Origin of the sequence: Acinetobacter lactucae, from assembly GCF_013122135.1 — a bacterium.
In the GTDB taxonomy this organism is placed as follows: domain Bacteria; phylum Pseudomonadota; class Gammaproteobacteria; order Pseudomonadales; family Moraxellaceae; genus Acinetobacter; species Acinetobacter lactucae.
The window spans coordinates 3,582,098-3,598,466 of sequence record NZ_CP053391.1; the positions used below are offsets into that span (position 1 = coordinate 3,582,098).

12 protein-coding genes are annotated in these 16,369 nt (G+C 41.3%); 11 read left to right on the top strand and 1 reads right to left on the bottom strand.

The window, feature by feature from the left end:
- Positions 1 to 18: 18 nt before the first annotated feature.
- Positions 19 to 1,437, bottom strand: coding sequence for a polyphosphate:AMP phosphotransferase (gene pap, locus HLV59_RS16715; RefSeq protein WP_171430404.1), 1,419 nt, complete (start codon positions 1,435 to 1,437; stop codon positions 19 to 21).
- Positions 1,438 to 1,646: 209 nt separating this feature from the next.
- On the opposite strand from pap, the gene HLV59_RS16720 reads away from it, so the two are divergent.
- From HLV59_RS16720 to HLV59_RS16770, 11 genes are all read left to right on the top strand, one after another.
- Positions 1,647 to 2,354: an FFLEELY motif protein gene (locus tag HLV59_RS16720; RefSeq protein ID WP_061874458.1), complete on the top strand. Its 708-nt coding sequence runs from the start codon at positions 1,647 to 1,649 to the stop codon at positions 2,352 to 2,354.
- 147 nt (positions 2,355 to 2,501) lie between these two features.
- Positions 2,502 to 3,449 (top strand): bifunctional demethylmenaquinone methyltransferase/2-methoxy-6-polyprenyl-1,4-benzoquinol methylase UbiE, encoded by a 948-nt coding sequence (ubiE, locus tag HLV59_RS16725; RefSeq protein WP_002114829.1) that lies wholly within the window; start codon positions 2,502 to 2,504, stop codon positions 3,447 to 3,449.
- Between the two features lie 11 nt (positions 3,450 to 3,460).
- Complete coding sequence (locus HLV59_RS16730; RefSeq protein ID WP_016142358.1) at positions 3,461 to 4,129, top strand: ubiquinone biosynthesis accessory factor UbiJ; 669 nt, start codon at positions 3,461 to 3,463, stop codon at positions 4,127 to 4,129.
- Between the two features lie 12 nt (positions 4,130 to 4,141).
- Positions 4,142 to 5,761: an ABC1 kinase family protein gene (locus HLV59_RS16735; protein WP_081175437.1), complete on the top strand. Its 1,620-nt coding sequence runs from the start codon at positions 4,142 to 4,144 to the stop codon at positions 5,759 to 5,761.
- A gap of 123 nt (positions 5,762 to 5,884) precedes the next feature.
- The gene (locus tag HLV59_RS16740) at positions 5,885 to 7,198 is read left to right on the top strand and encodes an FAD-dependent oxidoreductase (protein ID WP_171430405.1); all 1,314 of its coding nucleotides are present in this window, start codon (positions 5,885 to 5,887) and stop codon (positions 7,196 to 7,198) included.
- Between the two features lie 154 nt (positions 7,199 to 7,352).
- A complete protein-coding gene (hisIE, locus tag HLV59_RS16745; protein ID WP_171430406.1) occupies positions 7,353 to 8,126 on the top strand; it encodes a bifunctional phosphoribosyl-AMP cyclohydrolase/phosphoribosyl-ATP diphosphatase HisIE in 774 nt (257 codons plus the stop codon).
- A gap of 9 nt (positions 8,127 to 8,135) precedes the next feature.
- Positions 8,136 to 9,638: a UvrD-helicase domain-containing protein gene (locus HLV59_RS16750; protein WP_171430407.1), complete on the top strand. Its 1,503-nt coding sequence runs from the start codon at positions 8,136 to 8,138 to the stop codon at positions 9,636 to 9,638.
- 23 nt (positions 9,639 to 9,661) lie between these two features.
- On the top strand, positions 9,662 to 11,047 hold the full coding sequence (locus tag HLV59_RS16755) for an AAA family ATPase (RefSeq protein WP_171430408.1): 1,386 nt from the start codon (positions 9,662 to 9,664) through the stop codon (positions 11,045 to 11,047).
- A 294-nt stretch (positions 11,048 to 11,341) separates the two neighbouring features.
- Complete coding sequence (locus HLV59_RS16760; protein WP_171430409.1) at positions 11,342 to 14,191, top strand: monovalent cation/H+ antiporter subunit A; 2,850 nt, start codon at positions 11,342 to 11,344, stop codon at positions 14,189 to 14,191.
- Positions 14,188 to 14,556: a Na+/H+ antiporter subunit C gene (locus HLV59_RS16765; RefSeq protein WP_002115033.1), complete on the top strand. Its 369-nt coding sequence runs from the start codon at positions 14,188 to 14,190 to the stop codon at positions 14,554 to 14,556. The genes HLV59_RS16760 and HLV59_RS16765 overlap by 4 nt, the downstream gene beginning before the upstream one ends.
- Positions 14,556 to 16,367, top strand: a complete 1,812-nt coding sequence (locus tag HLV59_RS16770) for a monovalent cation/H+ antiporter subunit D (protein ID WP_125699032.1) — start codon at positions 14,556 to 14,558, stop codon at positions 16,365 to 16,367. Before HLV59_RS16765 ends, HLV59_RS16770 begins: the two co-directional genes overlap by 1 nt.
- Positions 16,368 to 16,369 lie beyond the last annotated feature (2 nt).

Genomic DNA, 16,369 nt, shown 5'->3' on the forward strand with positions numbered 1-16,369 from the left:
TGCCTTGTAGCTGAGAGCTTAGTCAGCTCTCAGCTGTTTTAAAATAGCCTTTAACACTTCCAGACGTGCGGTATATTTATCATCAGTTGCGACAATATGCCAAGGTGCGTAGTCAGTACTGGTTCGCTCAAACATATCTGCTGCGGCTTTTAAATAATCATCCCACTTATCACGATTACGCCAATCTTCTGCGGTAATTTTAAAACGCTTATGCGGTGTTTCCTCTCGGGCCTTAAAACGTTGCTCTTGCTCATCTTTGCTAATTGCTAGCCAAATTTTTACTATAACCGTTTGACTATCAAATAAATCTTTTTCAAAGCGATTTATTTCATCATAGGCACGCTGCCACTCTAAAGGCGAAGCAAAACCTTCAACACGTTCAACAAGCACGCGCCCATACCATGTCCGATCAAAAATCGTGATTTTCTCAGCCTCATTAATGCGGTTCCAAAAACGCCATAAGTATGGATGTCGAGCTTCAAAGCGTTCAGGTGCACCAATACAATGAATATCATATTCACGCGGATCTAAGTTTTTAACAATTCGCTTAATAGCACCGCCTTTACCGGCTGCATCCATACCCTCAAAAGCAATCACGACATTACGTTTATCAAAACGCATGGCATCGGCAATTTTTTTGCTAAGTTTATCGAGTTCTTTTTTATAGTCGGCTTTTTCAAGTTGCTCATTAGCTGGTTGTAACAAACTCTCTGGAATTTTAGCTTGCTGCCATTGTCCTTTGACTTCAGTTTCATGTTCTGGGAGCTGTCGCATATGTTGTAAAAGGTACTGAGCAAAAAACTGATCACGCTGTTTTTCATCTTCACCATCAATAATGTACCAATCGTCGGTAAAACGACGGCGTAACTTTTGCAAAGTGTCATATTGCTTTTTATTACGCCAGTCTAGGCCGTGAAGCTTATGCCAATGTTGCTCAGATGGGTCTATCTTGTCTAAACGTTTTTGTAGTGATTTCCATGAAAGGTCAAACCAAACTTTAACCACATCCACATAGTTATTTTTTAAATCTTCCTCAAATGCCCGCATATTTTCAACATATTCATCAAAGCGGGAATCATCTAAAGGTTCAGAAACATGCGTTGCTGTGACGAGCAAATCGCTATACCAGTTGCCGAACATCACCACAATTTGTCCTTCAGTCGGAATAAACTCCGAGTAAGATTGCCAAAAAGCCTCTGTATCCGTCAGTACACGCGGTGCGTCTGCTTTGACTCGTAAATATCTTGGGTCTAGCCATTCACGAAGCTGCTTAACCGCTTCCCCTTTTCCAGCCAGTTCAATACCACTCATTAATATCAGTGTACTTTTAGCGTTAGGTTTGCCCCGACTTTCTTTTAACGCATATTGTGCTTCAATCAAATCGACTGAAAGCTGTTCTTCATCACGAATCTCAAATTTTGGTTGTTGTTCACTCATAGTCCACGGCTCTAATCTTTTATTGTTTAATTTCGATGATCTTTAACTTATGCGGTTAAATGATGAATTGCTATACAAATTATGTCATTGCGACAAAATTCTGTTTAAAAATTGACGCATGAATCATTTTTTTTACATCTACTCGCCATAGTACAAGGTTACAATGCCTTTTATGATTTTTTGCAAATAGCCCAATATTAGAGCCTTAAATGTCTAAACTCGCCGCTTTTGATGATCTTTTACAACAATATAAAACATTTAATTATCACGATAATCCAGTGCTTGCCCAACGTTTGCAAGATGTACAAACATGGCTAAAAGAGCGGATGAAAGACACACATCATGACTTTTTTAATTTGTCAGCGCACAAGCTCATGTCAGAGTATTTTTTAAATCGTTTATATGGTGGTCCAGAGTTTGATGCTCTTGCAGCTCAAATTGAACGCCTATTGAAATATGCTCATAAAGCAGAAAAAGTCTTACCTGAAAATGCAATTAAAACGGGTACTAAATCGGTAAGTTTGGCTGTACTTGCAACTCGACTTGATGAGCAAGTAGCAATGCAACTTCTTGAAGACTATCCGGCAGATACAGTACTCACTGATGAAATTATGCGTTTAACCTTAATCAAGCTCGATCAGGCCGAGGCTCGTTACCAGCAGCTTGCCCTTCTTGATGATTTAGGAGCAGCGCTCGATAAGTACATGCGCTCATTTATGATGTTTACTGCTTTTAAAATGTGTAAAGGTATTGCCCAAAAATATCACTTCGAATTGATGTATGATTTCATTCAAGATGGTTTTAGTGCAATGAAACCGTTAAAATCAGCCGAGACCTTTATCAAGACTTTTACTGAAAAAGAACGCCAGATTATTGAAAATGTACATTCAGGGCATCCGAATCCGTTTAGAGTGTGATAAGGTCGGCACATAGAAAAACTCAACCTCGCGAAGTTGAGATTTTATTCATTATATTTGCATGATGATGCCTGTAAAAATAGACAAAATCTGTCATCATGCAGAACTTATTCCGTTTCACTTGAGTTTGAGTCTAGGAGAGACAATATGTCTAACGAAAACCAAAAGCCAACATCTCCAACTGAGCAGGCACAAAGTTCAGACAAAGTTAGCCCATTCCTAAGCTCACCTTTACCGCAAGGTACACCTCAAGGGCAACAACAAACTTTACAGCAAACCTTAACAGACACGCCTGTTAACGGTTCTGTACCGAAATATAATTTACCTCGTGGTGCGGGCAATACCGGCAACGTGGGTGAAACAACACACTTTGGTTACTCAACTGTTAGAACTGAAGATAAAGCACAAAAAGTTGCAGAAGTTTTCCACTCTGTTGCAAGCAAATATGACTTGATGAATGACTTGATGTCATTTGGTATTCACCGTTTGTGGAAGCGTTTTGCAATTAATATGTCTGGTGTTCGCCGTGGTCAACACGTGTTGGATATTGCGGGTGGTACAGGCGACTTAGCAAAAGTATTTAGCCGTGAAGTTGGTCCTCAAGGCCATGTCGTTCTTTCAGACATTAACGAATCTATGCTTAATGTTGGCCGTGACCGTTTAATTGATGCAGGCTGTACCAATGTTGATTTCGTTCTTGCCAATGCAGAAACCTTAGAGCCTTTTGCAGACAACAGCTTTGATCTTGTCACCATTAGCTTTGGCTTACGTAACGTGACAGATAAAGATGCAGCACTTGCGTCTATGTTCCGTGTGTTGAAGCCAGGTGGCCGTTTACTGATTCTTGAGTTTTCTAAACCTGTATTTGAGCCATTTTCAAAACTTTATGACCTCTACTCATTCACCGCTTTACCGATTATGGGTAAATTGGTTGCCAATGATTCAGAAAGTTATAAATATTTAGCTGAATCAATCCGTATGCACCCAGACCAACGTACTTTAAAAGGTATGATGGAAAATGCTGGCTTCCAGAACTGTGACTATCACAACCTTACTGCTGGTATTGTTGCCGTTCACCGTGGCTTTAAACTGTAAGGGATAACGATATGTGGTCGATTCTGGCACTTGGTGCAGTCGAACGTATCATTCATCATCTGATCGATCTGGATGCGGTTACACGCATTCAGCTTAATCAGTTACAGGGCAAAATGTTGCGTGTAGTGATTGATAGCCCGCAGCTTTCTGTCGATGTATTCTTTGACCAAGAAAAAGTACGTCTTGAACCTACTGCAACAGGACACAGCGAAAAACCTTCTATTTTTGAACAACGCCCTTTTGATGCTCAATTCAAAATTTCTGAAGCAACTGCCACTTTGCATGTTAAAGATGTCGTTGAACTGATTAAATTATTAGTCAGCGATCCAGACCAGATTGGCAATATCCCACTCCAAGGTGATTATCACCTATTACAGGATATTCAAAAGATTATGCAGCAAGCTGAACCAGATTTAGCTGCGCATTTATCTAGATGGGTCGGTCCTCAACTCGCACACGAGATTGGCAAGATTCAACTTGCACCAAAACATTTAAAACGCTCTCTTCAAAGTCATCTATTTTTTGCAGAAGACGCATTAAAAGAAGATAGCGGCCTATTTGCCCCTCGCTGGGAAATGGACGACTTAACTCAAGCCACTCGCAAGCTTAATCAAGACATTGACCGTCTAGAAGCAAGATTGCAGCAACTCAATGCACAACTACAACCCTCTCAAGACTAGGTAAGACTGTATATGATTCCGCACGTTTCACGTTTACTCGAACTTTGGCGTATTGCAGCGCACTATAGACTCGATACGTTGTTCCCTGCGGATGAATTACCAGTTAAAGCTCAGCATGCATTAAATATTATTAAAATGCATCCAGCTGCATGGTCGAGCCGTGAACGTAAAAACCCTTTAAAGCTCAAAGAAGCTTTAGAAGATATGGGACCACTTGCAATCAAGCTCGGTCAATTACTCTCTACTCGTCGTGACTTGATTCCACCTGAGGTGCTCGCTCAGCTGGTTTTACTTCAAGATCAAGTAAAGCCTTTTGATGGAGATGTTGCCAAACAACGTATTCAAGATTCGTTAAAAGCTGACGTAAATACATTGTTTGCTCGCTTTGATGATCAGCCATTAGCTGCCGCATCAATTGCCCAAGTGCATACTGCTGCGTTGCATGATGGTCGCGAAGTCGTTGTTAAGGTCACTCGCCCTGATATTCGCAATCAAATTTTGCAAGACTTTGAAATTTTGGCATGGCTAGGAAATACATTAGAAAGCCGCCTTGAAGCTGCTCGTGCGTTGCATCTCACCGAAATTATTCAAGACTACCGCCAGATCATTTTAAATGAGCTGGACTTGAGCATTGAGGCGGATAACACTCGCCGTATGCGTCATTACTTTACTGGCTCAACCATGATGTATGTGCCAGAAGTCTACATGGACACCAAAGATGTTATGGTGGCTGAGCGTATTACCGGTGTACCTATTTCAGACACGGCAACCTTTGACCGTCTAGGCATGGACCGCGCACAACTTGCAGAAAAAGGATTAACTATTTTCTTTACGCAAGTCTTCCGCGATAACTTTTTCCATGCCGACATGCATCCCGGTAACGTCTTTGTAGAAACCATCAACCCAAGCAATCCACGCTTTATTGCGCTGGACTGCGCGATTATGGGTGAGCTATCTAAACACGACCAAATGACGGTTGCCCGCATGTTGCTTGCTGTCATGAACAGCAACTTTATGCAGCTTATTCAAATTGTGCATCAAGCTGGCTGGATTCCACCGGGTACAGACCAAGACTCGTTAGCACGTGAAATGCGCCGTACTGTTGGGCCAATGGTGTCTAAACCAATGGATCAACTTGATTTTGCTGGCATCTTAATTCAAGTCATGGATATTGCTCGACGGTTCCATTTAGAAATTCCACCACAACTCATGCTGCTACTCAAAACTTTAGTGCATGTAGAAGGCTTAGGTACTGACCTTTATCCGCAGCTCGACATCTGGAAGTTGGCAAAACCAATTTTGACGGAATGGGTCAAATCCAACATGAACCCAGTCAAAAATGTAAAAGAGCTCGGCCAGCAGTTACCTGACCTGCTTTTAGGCGCTCAAGATTTCCCAAGTTTAATTATTGACAGTCTAAATGGTTTAAAGAATCAGTCTGCTTGGCAAGACCGTCAGTTACGTGAAATTCAACAACTTCGTTTGCAAATGGAACATCAACAACGCCGCAGTTGGATGTTCGGTAGTAGCATGCTGATTTTATTGACCATCGCGATTATTAGCCCTTGGTTTGTCTCGATTATTCTGATTGTGCTGAGTAGTTTATTAGCACTTTGGCGCATCTTGAAATAAATTCTAAATCCCTTGCCAGTTCAAGGGATTTTTTATGGAAAAACTTTAATTTTAAAAAAATTTATAGCTCAACTATTCGTTCATTGCTAAATTGAAACTATAAATGCTTCAAAAGAACAAACAATGAAAACACCTCATTTTGCCATTATCGGTGCCGGCACTGCAGGTTTAGCCACTGCGATTTTACTCGCCCGCCAAGGCAATAACGTTACAATTTTTGAACAAGTTGATGAGTTATCTCCGGTCGGTGCCGGTTTATTACTACAACCCGCGGGCTTAGCTGTATTTGAACATTTAGGTGTGCTCGACAAAGCCTTAACATTAGGTGCAAGAGTCACTGGCCTAGAAGGCCAACTTCCAGACAAGCGTCTTTTAGTGAATAGTCATTATCATGAAGCATCAGCAAATCTTTATGGTTTAGGTATACACCGTGCCACTTTATGTCATGTGCTCACACAAAAGCTTAGTGAATATTCAAGCCAAATTACTTGGCGTATGAACCACTCTGTTGAAAGCTTTGAAGAAAGTAACGATGAAGTTCGACTGTTCGGCATGCATCAAAACCATAAGTTTGAGGCTCGCTTTGATGCTGTACTTATTGCCAACGGTGCGCGTAGTCAATTAAGACCTAAAGCATGGGTAAATGTCGATCAAGCCTATCCGTGGGGTGCAGCCTGGAGTATCGTGCCTGAGTGCCAAGTGCTCGATTCTGAAATTCTGCATCAATTTTATGATCGCTCGAAAATTATGATGGGAATTCTACCTACAGGAGCCATTCCAACTGAACCTCAACAGCGTCTTTCAAGTGTTTTTTGGAGCTTACCTACACCACAACTACAAAGCTTTTTGCAAGATGAACAGGCGAAACAAGCTTGGTTAAAGCAAATCTCAGAACGCTGGCCCAAGGTAGCAGAATGGCTGAAAGAAATTTTGTATAACAGTCAAACTCAACCTAAATGGTTATCTGCAAACTATCGTGATGTCGTTATGAGTCAATTTGGCCAAGGTCGAATTGGCGTAATTGGAGATGCAGCTCATGCGATGAGCCCTCAATTAGGACAAGGGGCTAACATGGCATTATTGGATGCTTGGGCTTTTTCTCAATCATTGCAACAAGCTCAAAAGAACCAAAATATTGATTGGTCCCTACTCTGGCAGCACTACCATCAGCTTCGCCGTTCATCTACCCAGTTTTATCAATTTCTCAGTCGTTTACTAACACCACTTTATCAATCTGACCATTGGTGGGCTGGAGGTTTAAGAGATTTAGTTTTCCCTTGGATGTATCAAATCCCTTATTTTCGAAAAGAAATGGCGATCACGATTTCAGGCTTAAAGACTGGCCCATTTCAACAACTTGATTATGATCGAGTAGCTCAATTGCCTAAAGAAAACAGTACTTTTAATTTAAAAAGTGAATCTCTGTCTGACTTTTAAAAGTAATCGTATTCAAGCTACTCATTGGGCTGACAAAGACAAAAAGGACAAAGAATTTTTCCTAAAACTGACGTTGATGCCGTACACTATACAAGCTATTTTTTAGCATCTGATTGAAATCAATTTATAGTTCATATTTCTTTGGTGATTCCTCATGAATAACACGCAATGGCTCGATGAAGTAAAATTTAACGAACAAGGTCTTATCCCTGCCATTGCTCAACATCATCAAACCGGACGTATTTTGATGGTGGCGTGGATGAACCGTGAATCACTTGCGCTCACAGCAGAAAAAAATCAGGCTGTGTATTTCTCTCGTTCTCGCCAAAAACTCTGGCACAAGGGTGAAGAATCAGGTCACTTCCAAACGGTTTATGAAATTCGTTTAGACTGCGATGCCGACGTCATTGTATTACAGGTTGAACAACACGGCGGGATCGCGTGCCATACAGGTCGTGAGTCTTGTTTCTACCGCAAACTTACCCCACAGGGCTGGGAAATTGTCGATGCACAATTAAAAGATCCTAATGCAATTTATGGTGACAAAGCCAAAACTGAAAGCCACGATCATGTTCACACGACAGAGCAAGTTGATGTACTTGCTCACTTAGGGCAATTGATGCAAGAGCGTAAGCAAGCAGAAGCTGATACTTCATATGTGGCAAGCCTCTACAAAAAAGGCATCAATAAAATCCTAGAAAAAGTCGGCGAAGAAAGCGTAGAAACGATTATCGCTGCCAAAGACTACGCTGCTGAAAATACAGAAAGCAATTTAAATGACTTGATTTATGAAACTGCCGATTTGTGGTTCCATAGCATTGTCATGTTGGGTTATTTCGATCTTAATCCACAACTTATTATTGACGAATTAGCTCGTCGTCAGGGTTTATCTGGTTTAGTTGAAAAAGCTAACCGCAACAAGGTTTAAAATCACTCAGTGTCGAATATCGAAAAACCTAAAGCCACCTATGAGCAAGCCATTGCCATAGATAACGCACGTCTTGGGCAATCATTTAAAGTGATTGCCTATGCGGGTACAGGTAAAACTACTACGTTACAAATGATTAGTGATGCCATGCCTGAACGGCGTGGTATGTATTTGGCTTTTAACAAAGCCATTGCTGGTGAAGCGCAAAACAAATTTCATCGTAATGTAGATTGTCGTACTTTTCACTCACTCGCTTTTCGTAGTGTGCCACGAGGGGTGACTGATAAATTACGCTTGCCTCGCTTAAGCCCAAGCTTTATCGCAAAAGAATATCGACTAGAACCGATTACATTACGGCGCATGATGGGGGGACGCTATGAGAAATACGTCTTAATGCCAAGTCGCCTAGCGAGCCTTGTCGCCAATGCAGTGAGCTATTTCTGTTCGACCAGTTCGCAATATCCCGCGCCTCGACATATTCAGGCGCCAAACTGGTTACATCCAGATGATATTACTACACTTCAAACCCATCTTTACCCTGCTGTAGAGCGCCGTTGGTTAGAGTCCATCGACCCAAACCACCAAGCTGGGATTGGTCACGATATTTACCTCAAACTTTGGGCATTGTCTGAACCTAACATCCCAGCCGATTATGTACTATTTGATGAAGCACAAGATGCTGATCCTTTAATGTTGGGTATTTTGCTTCGCCAAAAAAATACGCAGGTTATTTATGTAGGTGATGCACATCAGCAAATCTATGCGTGGCGTGGTGCGATTAATGCAATGCAACAATTGCCGTTGCCAGAGTCTCGCTTAACGACCTCTTTTCGTTTTGGTGAAACGATTGCCGATGTTGCGAATGCACTGTTGGGCGGTTTAAATGAAACTGTTCCCCTACTTGGCAACCCAAACCAGAAATCGAGCGTCGTAAATAAACCACACACCAAAATGCGTGATGCGATTTTATGCCGTACCAATGCTCGGGCAATGGAGCTTTTATTAGCAGGCTTAGTTCACGGCGATAAAGTGAGTTTGCAGGCTGATCATCAAAAACTAAACCGTTTTGTAGATGCTGCCAGCCTCTTAAAGCAAGGAAAAAGGGTTACGGATGTGCCTGAACTGGCATGGTTTAATTCGTGGCACGATGTCCATGAATACTGTGAAACCAATGAAGGTAGTGACATTAAGCCATTAGTAAAACTGGTTGATGATCATGGCACAGACCCATTAAAAAAAGCACTTGCAAAGATTACCCCACTTGAGCAGGCTGACTATGTCATCTCTACAGCCCATAAAGCGAAAGGGCTAGAATGGAACCGTGTTCATATTGAAGATGACTATCAATTTAAAATTAATGGGTTAGAGCACAAGATTACCGATGAAGAATTAAGACTACTGTACGTTGCCTGTACTCGTGCTAAAGTAAGTCTAAATATCCATCATCTTTATGATCTGATACAACAATTAAAACTAAGGGCGCCTTTAAGTCTTCGTCAGTCGGTTGGTTGAAGCGCTCATACTTAGGTGAGCCTATGAAACTTGAATCTGTCCAATTTAAACATATTGCTCTGTTTCACGACCTTAAAATACATTTTCACTATGAAAAACAGCCAATCACCTTAATTTTAGGTGAACAGGCAACTGGTAAAAGTATGTTGCTCAAACATACTTACCATGCTTTAACTTGGTTGCCTGCTCGCCTTAAAGATTTACGTAGTCCCGGTATTGTAATGCCTGATCAAGACATTACTCAGTCGCGCCTCCAATCAAAAATCGAAGTGACCATTCAGATTCCTTCTGAAATTGGCCATTTACCAGAAAGTACCTCTGCTCAGCAGGTAGATTCTTCGCTGTGTAGCTGGAAACTTTTTAAAACCTTAAATGCTAGTGGTATCGGAATAAGCCAAGTTGAAACTCAGCAACTTGATCAAAGCATGGCGCTTTATCAACAAGTCACAAAAAAAGATCCATTACAAGGGCTACCCTTAATCGCTTACTACCCAGCCGAGCGCTTTGTAAATGACGTTAATCTGCTCAATAAAAATTTACCTGGCATTACTCAAGCCATGTCAGCCTATGACATTAGCCCACTCCCATTTACAACTTTTACGCGCTTTTTTGAATGGTTACGAGAAATCAGTGATATCGAAAATGCTCAAGCTGCATATCTAGTACAACGCATTAGATCTAAGCAATCAGATCAGCAAGATCAAACAGAATTATTAAATGAGCTTCAAAAAGAATTATCTGGGCAACCCAAACAACTCACTTCACCTAACCTATATGCCCTCAAGAATGCATTAAATATAGTTTTGCCTGAGCTTAAAGACCTATATCTACAATATCAGCCTCGACTGCAACTCATGGTTGACTATGAAGATCAAACCTTACCTTTTCAGCAACTTTCAAATACAACAAAAACCTGGATTGCTTTAGTGGGTGATATAGCCCGTCGACTCTGCTTACTCAACCCTTTAAGTTTAAACCCTTGCCTTGAGGGAGATGGCATTTTACTCATTGACCAGATTGATGCACAGCTCGACTCGACGCATTGCTCTGAAATTTTGAATAGACTTCATCAAGCATTCCCACGCCTACAAATTATTGCAACAGGAAGTCGTGAAGAGTTACTCGAACATGCTTCAACCTATCAATGTCTAAAATTGGAGCACGGTAAAATTAGCCATCTTGACCTAAATACGACCAAGCAACAACTTGAACAGATCTATACCTTACTTCAAAGAAGCGAACCTTTAGTACCACATATAGAAGCACAACCTCTAAATTTAATAGACCCAACACCAGCACAGATTGAGGTTTTATTTCAGCAAATTCAGGGTTTAAATGAACAACAAAAAAATGAATTATTAAAGATGATTCATGCGGGAGACACACCAGAGGAGAGCCCTTCGGTTTGAGCTTTATAATCAAAAAACTGCACTCACAAAATATATGGTGGAGTGCGGTTTTTTAGGCTCTAAAATAACTAGATGTTGTTACTACATGTAATAACATCAGATTTTCAATGCTTTTTTAGTGTACAATAAATTTCATTTTGCGTTTTTATTCTTCAAGTTGCGCAATACAACTTGTTTCTCGCTTTATTTTCTAATTTGGTTGGGTTTTCGGAATAATAAGCTTTGGAACTCTCTTTGAATTCCTATCTATTCTGAAATTAAAATTTCACCTTTAGGTTTCGACCTAAATCATATATGGATACGAGTGTGCTACCGATAATTATCTTATTACCGTTAATATTAGGCACCACCCTTGTTTCATTGCTTCAACGGTTCTCGCGTGGAGTAACGGCTTTAGGGGCAATTGGAGTCAGTTTAACCAGTTTTGGTTTATTACTGACTCAGGCTAAAACTGTGCTTGGTGGTGCAAGCATTCAACAAAGCTGGGATTGGCTACCTCAATTAGGGATCAATCTGAGCTTCGGACTCGATGCTCTTGGTTTATTATTCTCTTTACTTATTACCGGTATCGGTACACTCATTTATATATACGCCTATTATTATCTCGGCCCTAAAAATTCTTTAAGTAAACTCTATACCTTACTCATGCTGTTTATGGCAGCAATGCTGGGTATTTCGCTCTCTAATAATCTTATTATTTTATTAGTCTTTTGGGAGCTCACCAGTATTTCATCTTTCTTGCTAGTGGGTTATTGGAGTAATTATGAGGCTGCTCAACGTGGCTCTCGAATGGCACTCACGATTACAGGGATGGGCGGTTTAGCAATGCTAGGTGGATTTGTTCTATTAGGACAAATCACTGGAACCTATGAAATTAGCGAAATCATGGGCATGAAAGATGCGATCCAAGCCCACACTCTTTTTATTCCAATGTTATTGCTGATTTTGCTTGGCGCATTTACGAAGAGTGCTCAGTTTCCATTTCATTTTTGGTTACCGAACGCAATGGCTGCACCCACACCAGTGTCTGCTTATCTGCACTCTGCGACTATGGTAAAAGCGGGGATTTTTCTACTTGCCCGCTTACTTCCAATTTTTATAGGCACTGCGATTTATCATAATATCGTTACGTTTGTCGGCCTATTTACGCTCTGTATGGCAGCGTGCTTTGCTATTTTCAAAGAAGATTTAAAAGGACTGTTAGCCTATTCAACCATTAGTCATTTAGGACTTATTGTTTGTTTACTAGGGATCGGTTCTCCTTTAGCGGTTGCTGCTGCTATTTTCCATATTATTAACCATGCAACATTTAAAGCAGCACTGTTTATGCTTGCAGGGATTATTGATCATGAAACTGGCACACGTGATCTTCGAAAACTCAGTGGTATTTGGCAATTACTTCCTTTCACTGCCACACTCACCATGATCACCGCTGCCTCTATGGCAGGTGTACCACTCACCAACGGCTTTATTTCAAAAGAGATGTTCTTTACCGAGCTATTGGCGAATCTTTCAGGTTCAACGGTTATCTTTGCCAGCATTATTGCCACTCTGGCTGGTATCTTCGCAGTAAGTTACTCAATTCGCTTAGTGCATGGTGTGTTCTTTGATGGTCCAATTGGCAAACAAGTTCCAAATAAAAATGCCCATGAACCCCCGATCGGGATGCGTGCCCCAGCCATTCTTCTTGCTGTGCTCTGTATCTTGGTCGGCGTTCTACCTTCCCTATTGGTAGAACCACTGGTAAATAGCGTAACGAGAGCAAGCTTAATGCAACCGGAATTTGCGGGTACACACCTTGCAATTTGGCATGGATTTAACGCTCCGCTTTTGATGAGTATTATTGCTTTGGTTGGCGGTACGCTCTTCTACTTTGCTTTAGCAAAAGACGGTATGATTCGCAAAATTGACCTTGACCCACGTCTAGGCAGATTACAAGGCCGCATCTTATTTGATTTATTTTTAAAACATCTGCTACTTACTAGCCGAAAAATCAAACAGAAAACGGAAAATGGTTCATTGCAAAGTTATTTGTTCTGGATCATTGCTTTTAGCATCATCATGGTGACCATGCCTTTACTCAATCAAGGGCTGAGCACGGGTACACGTGAACTCACCCATGCTCCATGGATTGCTATCGTTCTTTGGCTCACATTGTTCTCAGGCTGTTGGATGATGCTCTGGTTCCACCATGAGCGTATTAAGGCAGTACTTATTAGTGGTGCAATTGGTCTAGTGGTAACTATGGTTTTCGTCACCATGTCAGCACCAGATTTAGCACTAACTCAAATTACAGTAGACGTTGTAACGACTGTTCTTTTATTAATGAGTTTATCTTTACTTCCACAGCTAACACCTTATGAATCTCGTCGCTCTAGACGTTTAAGAGATGCTGCCTTAGCAATTATTGGAGGTTTAGGAATTGGCTGGATTACGTGGCTCATTTTAACCCGTGATCATAATTCGATTTCTTGGTTCTTTGCCCAACAGTCTTTACCACTTGGTGGTGGCTCAAATATTGTAAATGTTATTTTAGTTGACTTCCGTGGCTTCGATACCTTCGGTGAAATTACGGTATTAGGAATCGCTGCGATTGGTGCACTTTGTTTAATGGATGGTATGCGTGTACACGGTACAACAATGACTCAAGGTCTCACCTACCGTTTTAATCCATCTCCGCTTATGTTCCGTATTACGGCCTCTTGGGTATTACCGCTAGCGCTTGTCGTCAGTGTTTATATCTTTTTGCGAGGACATAACTATCCAGGCGGTGGCTTCATTGCAGGTCTAATCACCTCAATGGCCTTAATCATCCAATATATCGCACTAGGTCAAGATCAAGCAGAACAGCTGTTAAAAGCGAAGTCAGGCCGCCTTTACGAAGTTTGGATTGGCACAGGATTAACGATTGCAGGTTTGACTGGTATAGCAGCATGGTTCTGGTTACGTCCGTTCCTCACTAGCGCTCATGTCTATGTTGAATTACCAATTCTAGGGAAACTACATCTAGCTTCAGCTGCAAGTTTTGACTTGGGTGTTTATATCACCGTTGTAGGCGCGACAATGTTGCTCATCTCTGTATTAGGCGACTCTCGTCATTCGAGTATGTCTGGTCCTGTACCACATCGGGAGGAATCATCATGATCAGTTTAGAATTCTTATTGGCTTCTGCTATAGGTTTACTTGTTGCCACAGGTATTTATCTGATTTTACGTGCTCGTACTTTCCCTGTTGTGCTTGGATTGGCTGTAATCGGTTATGCAGTAAACCTATTTTTATTCGCTATGGGTCGATTACAAATCAGCTCACCGGCAATTTTAACTGAAACAACAAAAATAACCGATCCACTTCCTCAAGCGCTGGTATTAACCGCCATCGTGATCGGTTTTGCAACTACAGCGTTTATTGTACAACTTGCGCTACGTAGCCGTTATGAATCAGGTAGTGATCATGTTGATGCTAAAGAAGATGCTTCCCCAACATACGACCCGCGTGAGGATGAGCCGTGATGTTTGATTTTTTATCTTTTTGGCAACAACACACGCCTATTTTTAGCATTCTCATCCCAGCATTTACTGCTTTTATCTTATTACTGTTAGGCAACCCTGGGGCAGGTGCTTTAAAAGATGACTGGCGTCAGCCATGGCGCCGTGGCATTAGCCTTGTCTCAGCAATTGCCGGATTAATTACCGCTATTGTTTATCTAAGTTACGCCAGCACGGGTCAAATTACTGTTTACCAACTCAGTGAATGGTCAGCACCGTTTGGTATTGTCCTTGTACTCGATCGTCTTTCAGCTTTTATGCTGGTATTGACCTACGCATTAGCAGTACCAGTTTTATGGTATGCAAGTGATAACTGGGACACCCGTGGTCGCTATTTTCATGCCATGGTACATTTCCTCTTAATGGGGATCTGTGGAGCATTCCTCACAGGCGACTTATTTAACCTTTTCGTCTTTTTTGAAATCCTGTTGATGGCTTCGTATGTGTTGCTCTTACATGGACAAGGTAAACCTCGTTTTCAGCTTGGCGTTCACTATGTCATTATCAATCTTTTAGCCTCTGCCCTATTCTTAATTGGGCTTGGTATGATTTATGGCAGTGTGGGTAGCCTTAACATGGCCGATGTCTCACGACTTATACCGACACTTGAAGCAGATCAACACAAATTAGCAGTCGCTGGTTCCTTACTTCTCTTTGTTGTTTTCGGTATTAAAGCGGCAATGCTTCCTGTCGGTTTTTGGCTACCAAAAACTTATGCCGTTGCAAGTACGCCTGTAGCTGCGATTTTCACCATCATGACTAAAGTCGGGATCTATTCTATTTTACGTGTAAATGGAACAGTATTTGACGATGCACTTAGTCAAGAAATCTTAAAAAGCTGGTTACTGCCTATTGGCTTAATTACTTCACTCTATGGTGTGATTGCAGCAATTGGGGCAGATCGTTTGCGTCGCTTTGTCGGCTTTATGGTACTTTCTTCAATTGGTACTTTGCTTACAGCCATTGCCATGTCTAATACACAGGCATGGTCTGGCGCTTTATATTACTTAGTGCACAGTACATTGATCGGAGCAGCTTTTTATCTATTTTGTGGATGGATCACTTCACAACGTGGAGATTTTAAAGATCATTTAAAAGTTGCACCAAGAATCAAACAAGAAAAAGCGGCTATGCTGACTTATTTCTTGATTGCCATGATGCTCGCAGGTTTACCACCTTTTAGTGGTTTTCTTGGAAAAGTATTTATCTTGCAAGCGACAGTTGAAGCTAGCTATCAAGGCTGGATTATTGGTGTTGTGCTTGTTGTGAGCCTATTAAGTATTATTGCTCTTACACGTGTTGGTTTTATCTTATTCTGGCGCGCATCTCCTCCAGAAGAAGATCCAATCCATCCTGCTTATATTCTTTATCGTGCTTTGCCGGAACGCGCACCACCACGTAACGATCAAGTCATTTATATATTACTTGCTGGTTTAATCGCTTATGTTGTCTTTGCTGCACCAATTCAGCATTACACATTAAACACCGCAGAGCAGATCCAAGACCATGCGCTTTACCAACACTCTATTCTTAAAGTAGATCAAAACGGTGAAGTCATCAGTGTGCAACCATATGACCCAGCTTACTTACCGGAAACCAAGTATGGCGGTGAGGTTGAAGATCATAATGCTTATCTTGTTCCAGACATTATTTCGAAAGATACGTTCAATGGTGAGCATATCTCTGAATATAAACAACGACAAATTCAGCAACAGGACAAACTTCAAACGCCTACCATTGTTGATGAAAGTCAATTGAAACCTATGGAGCCATAACA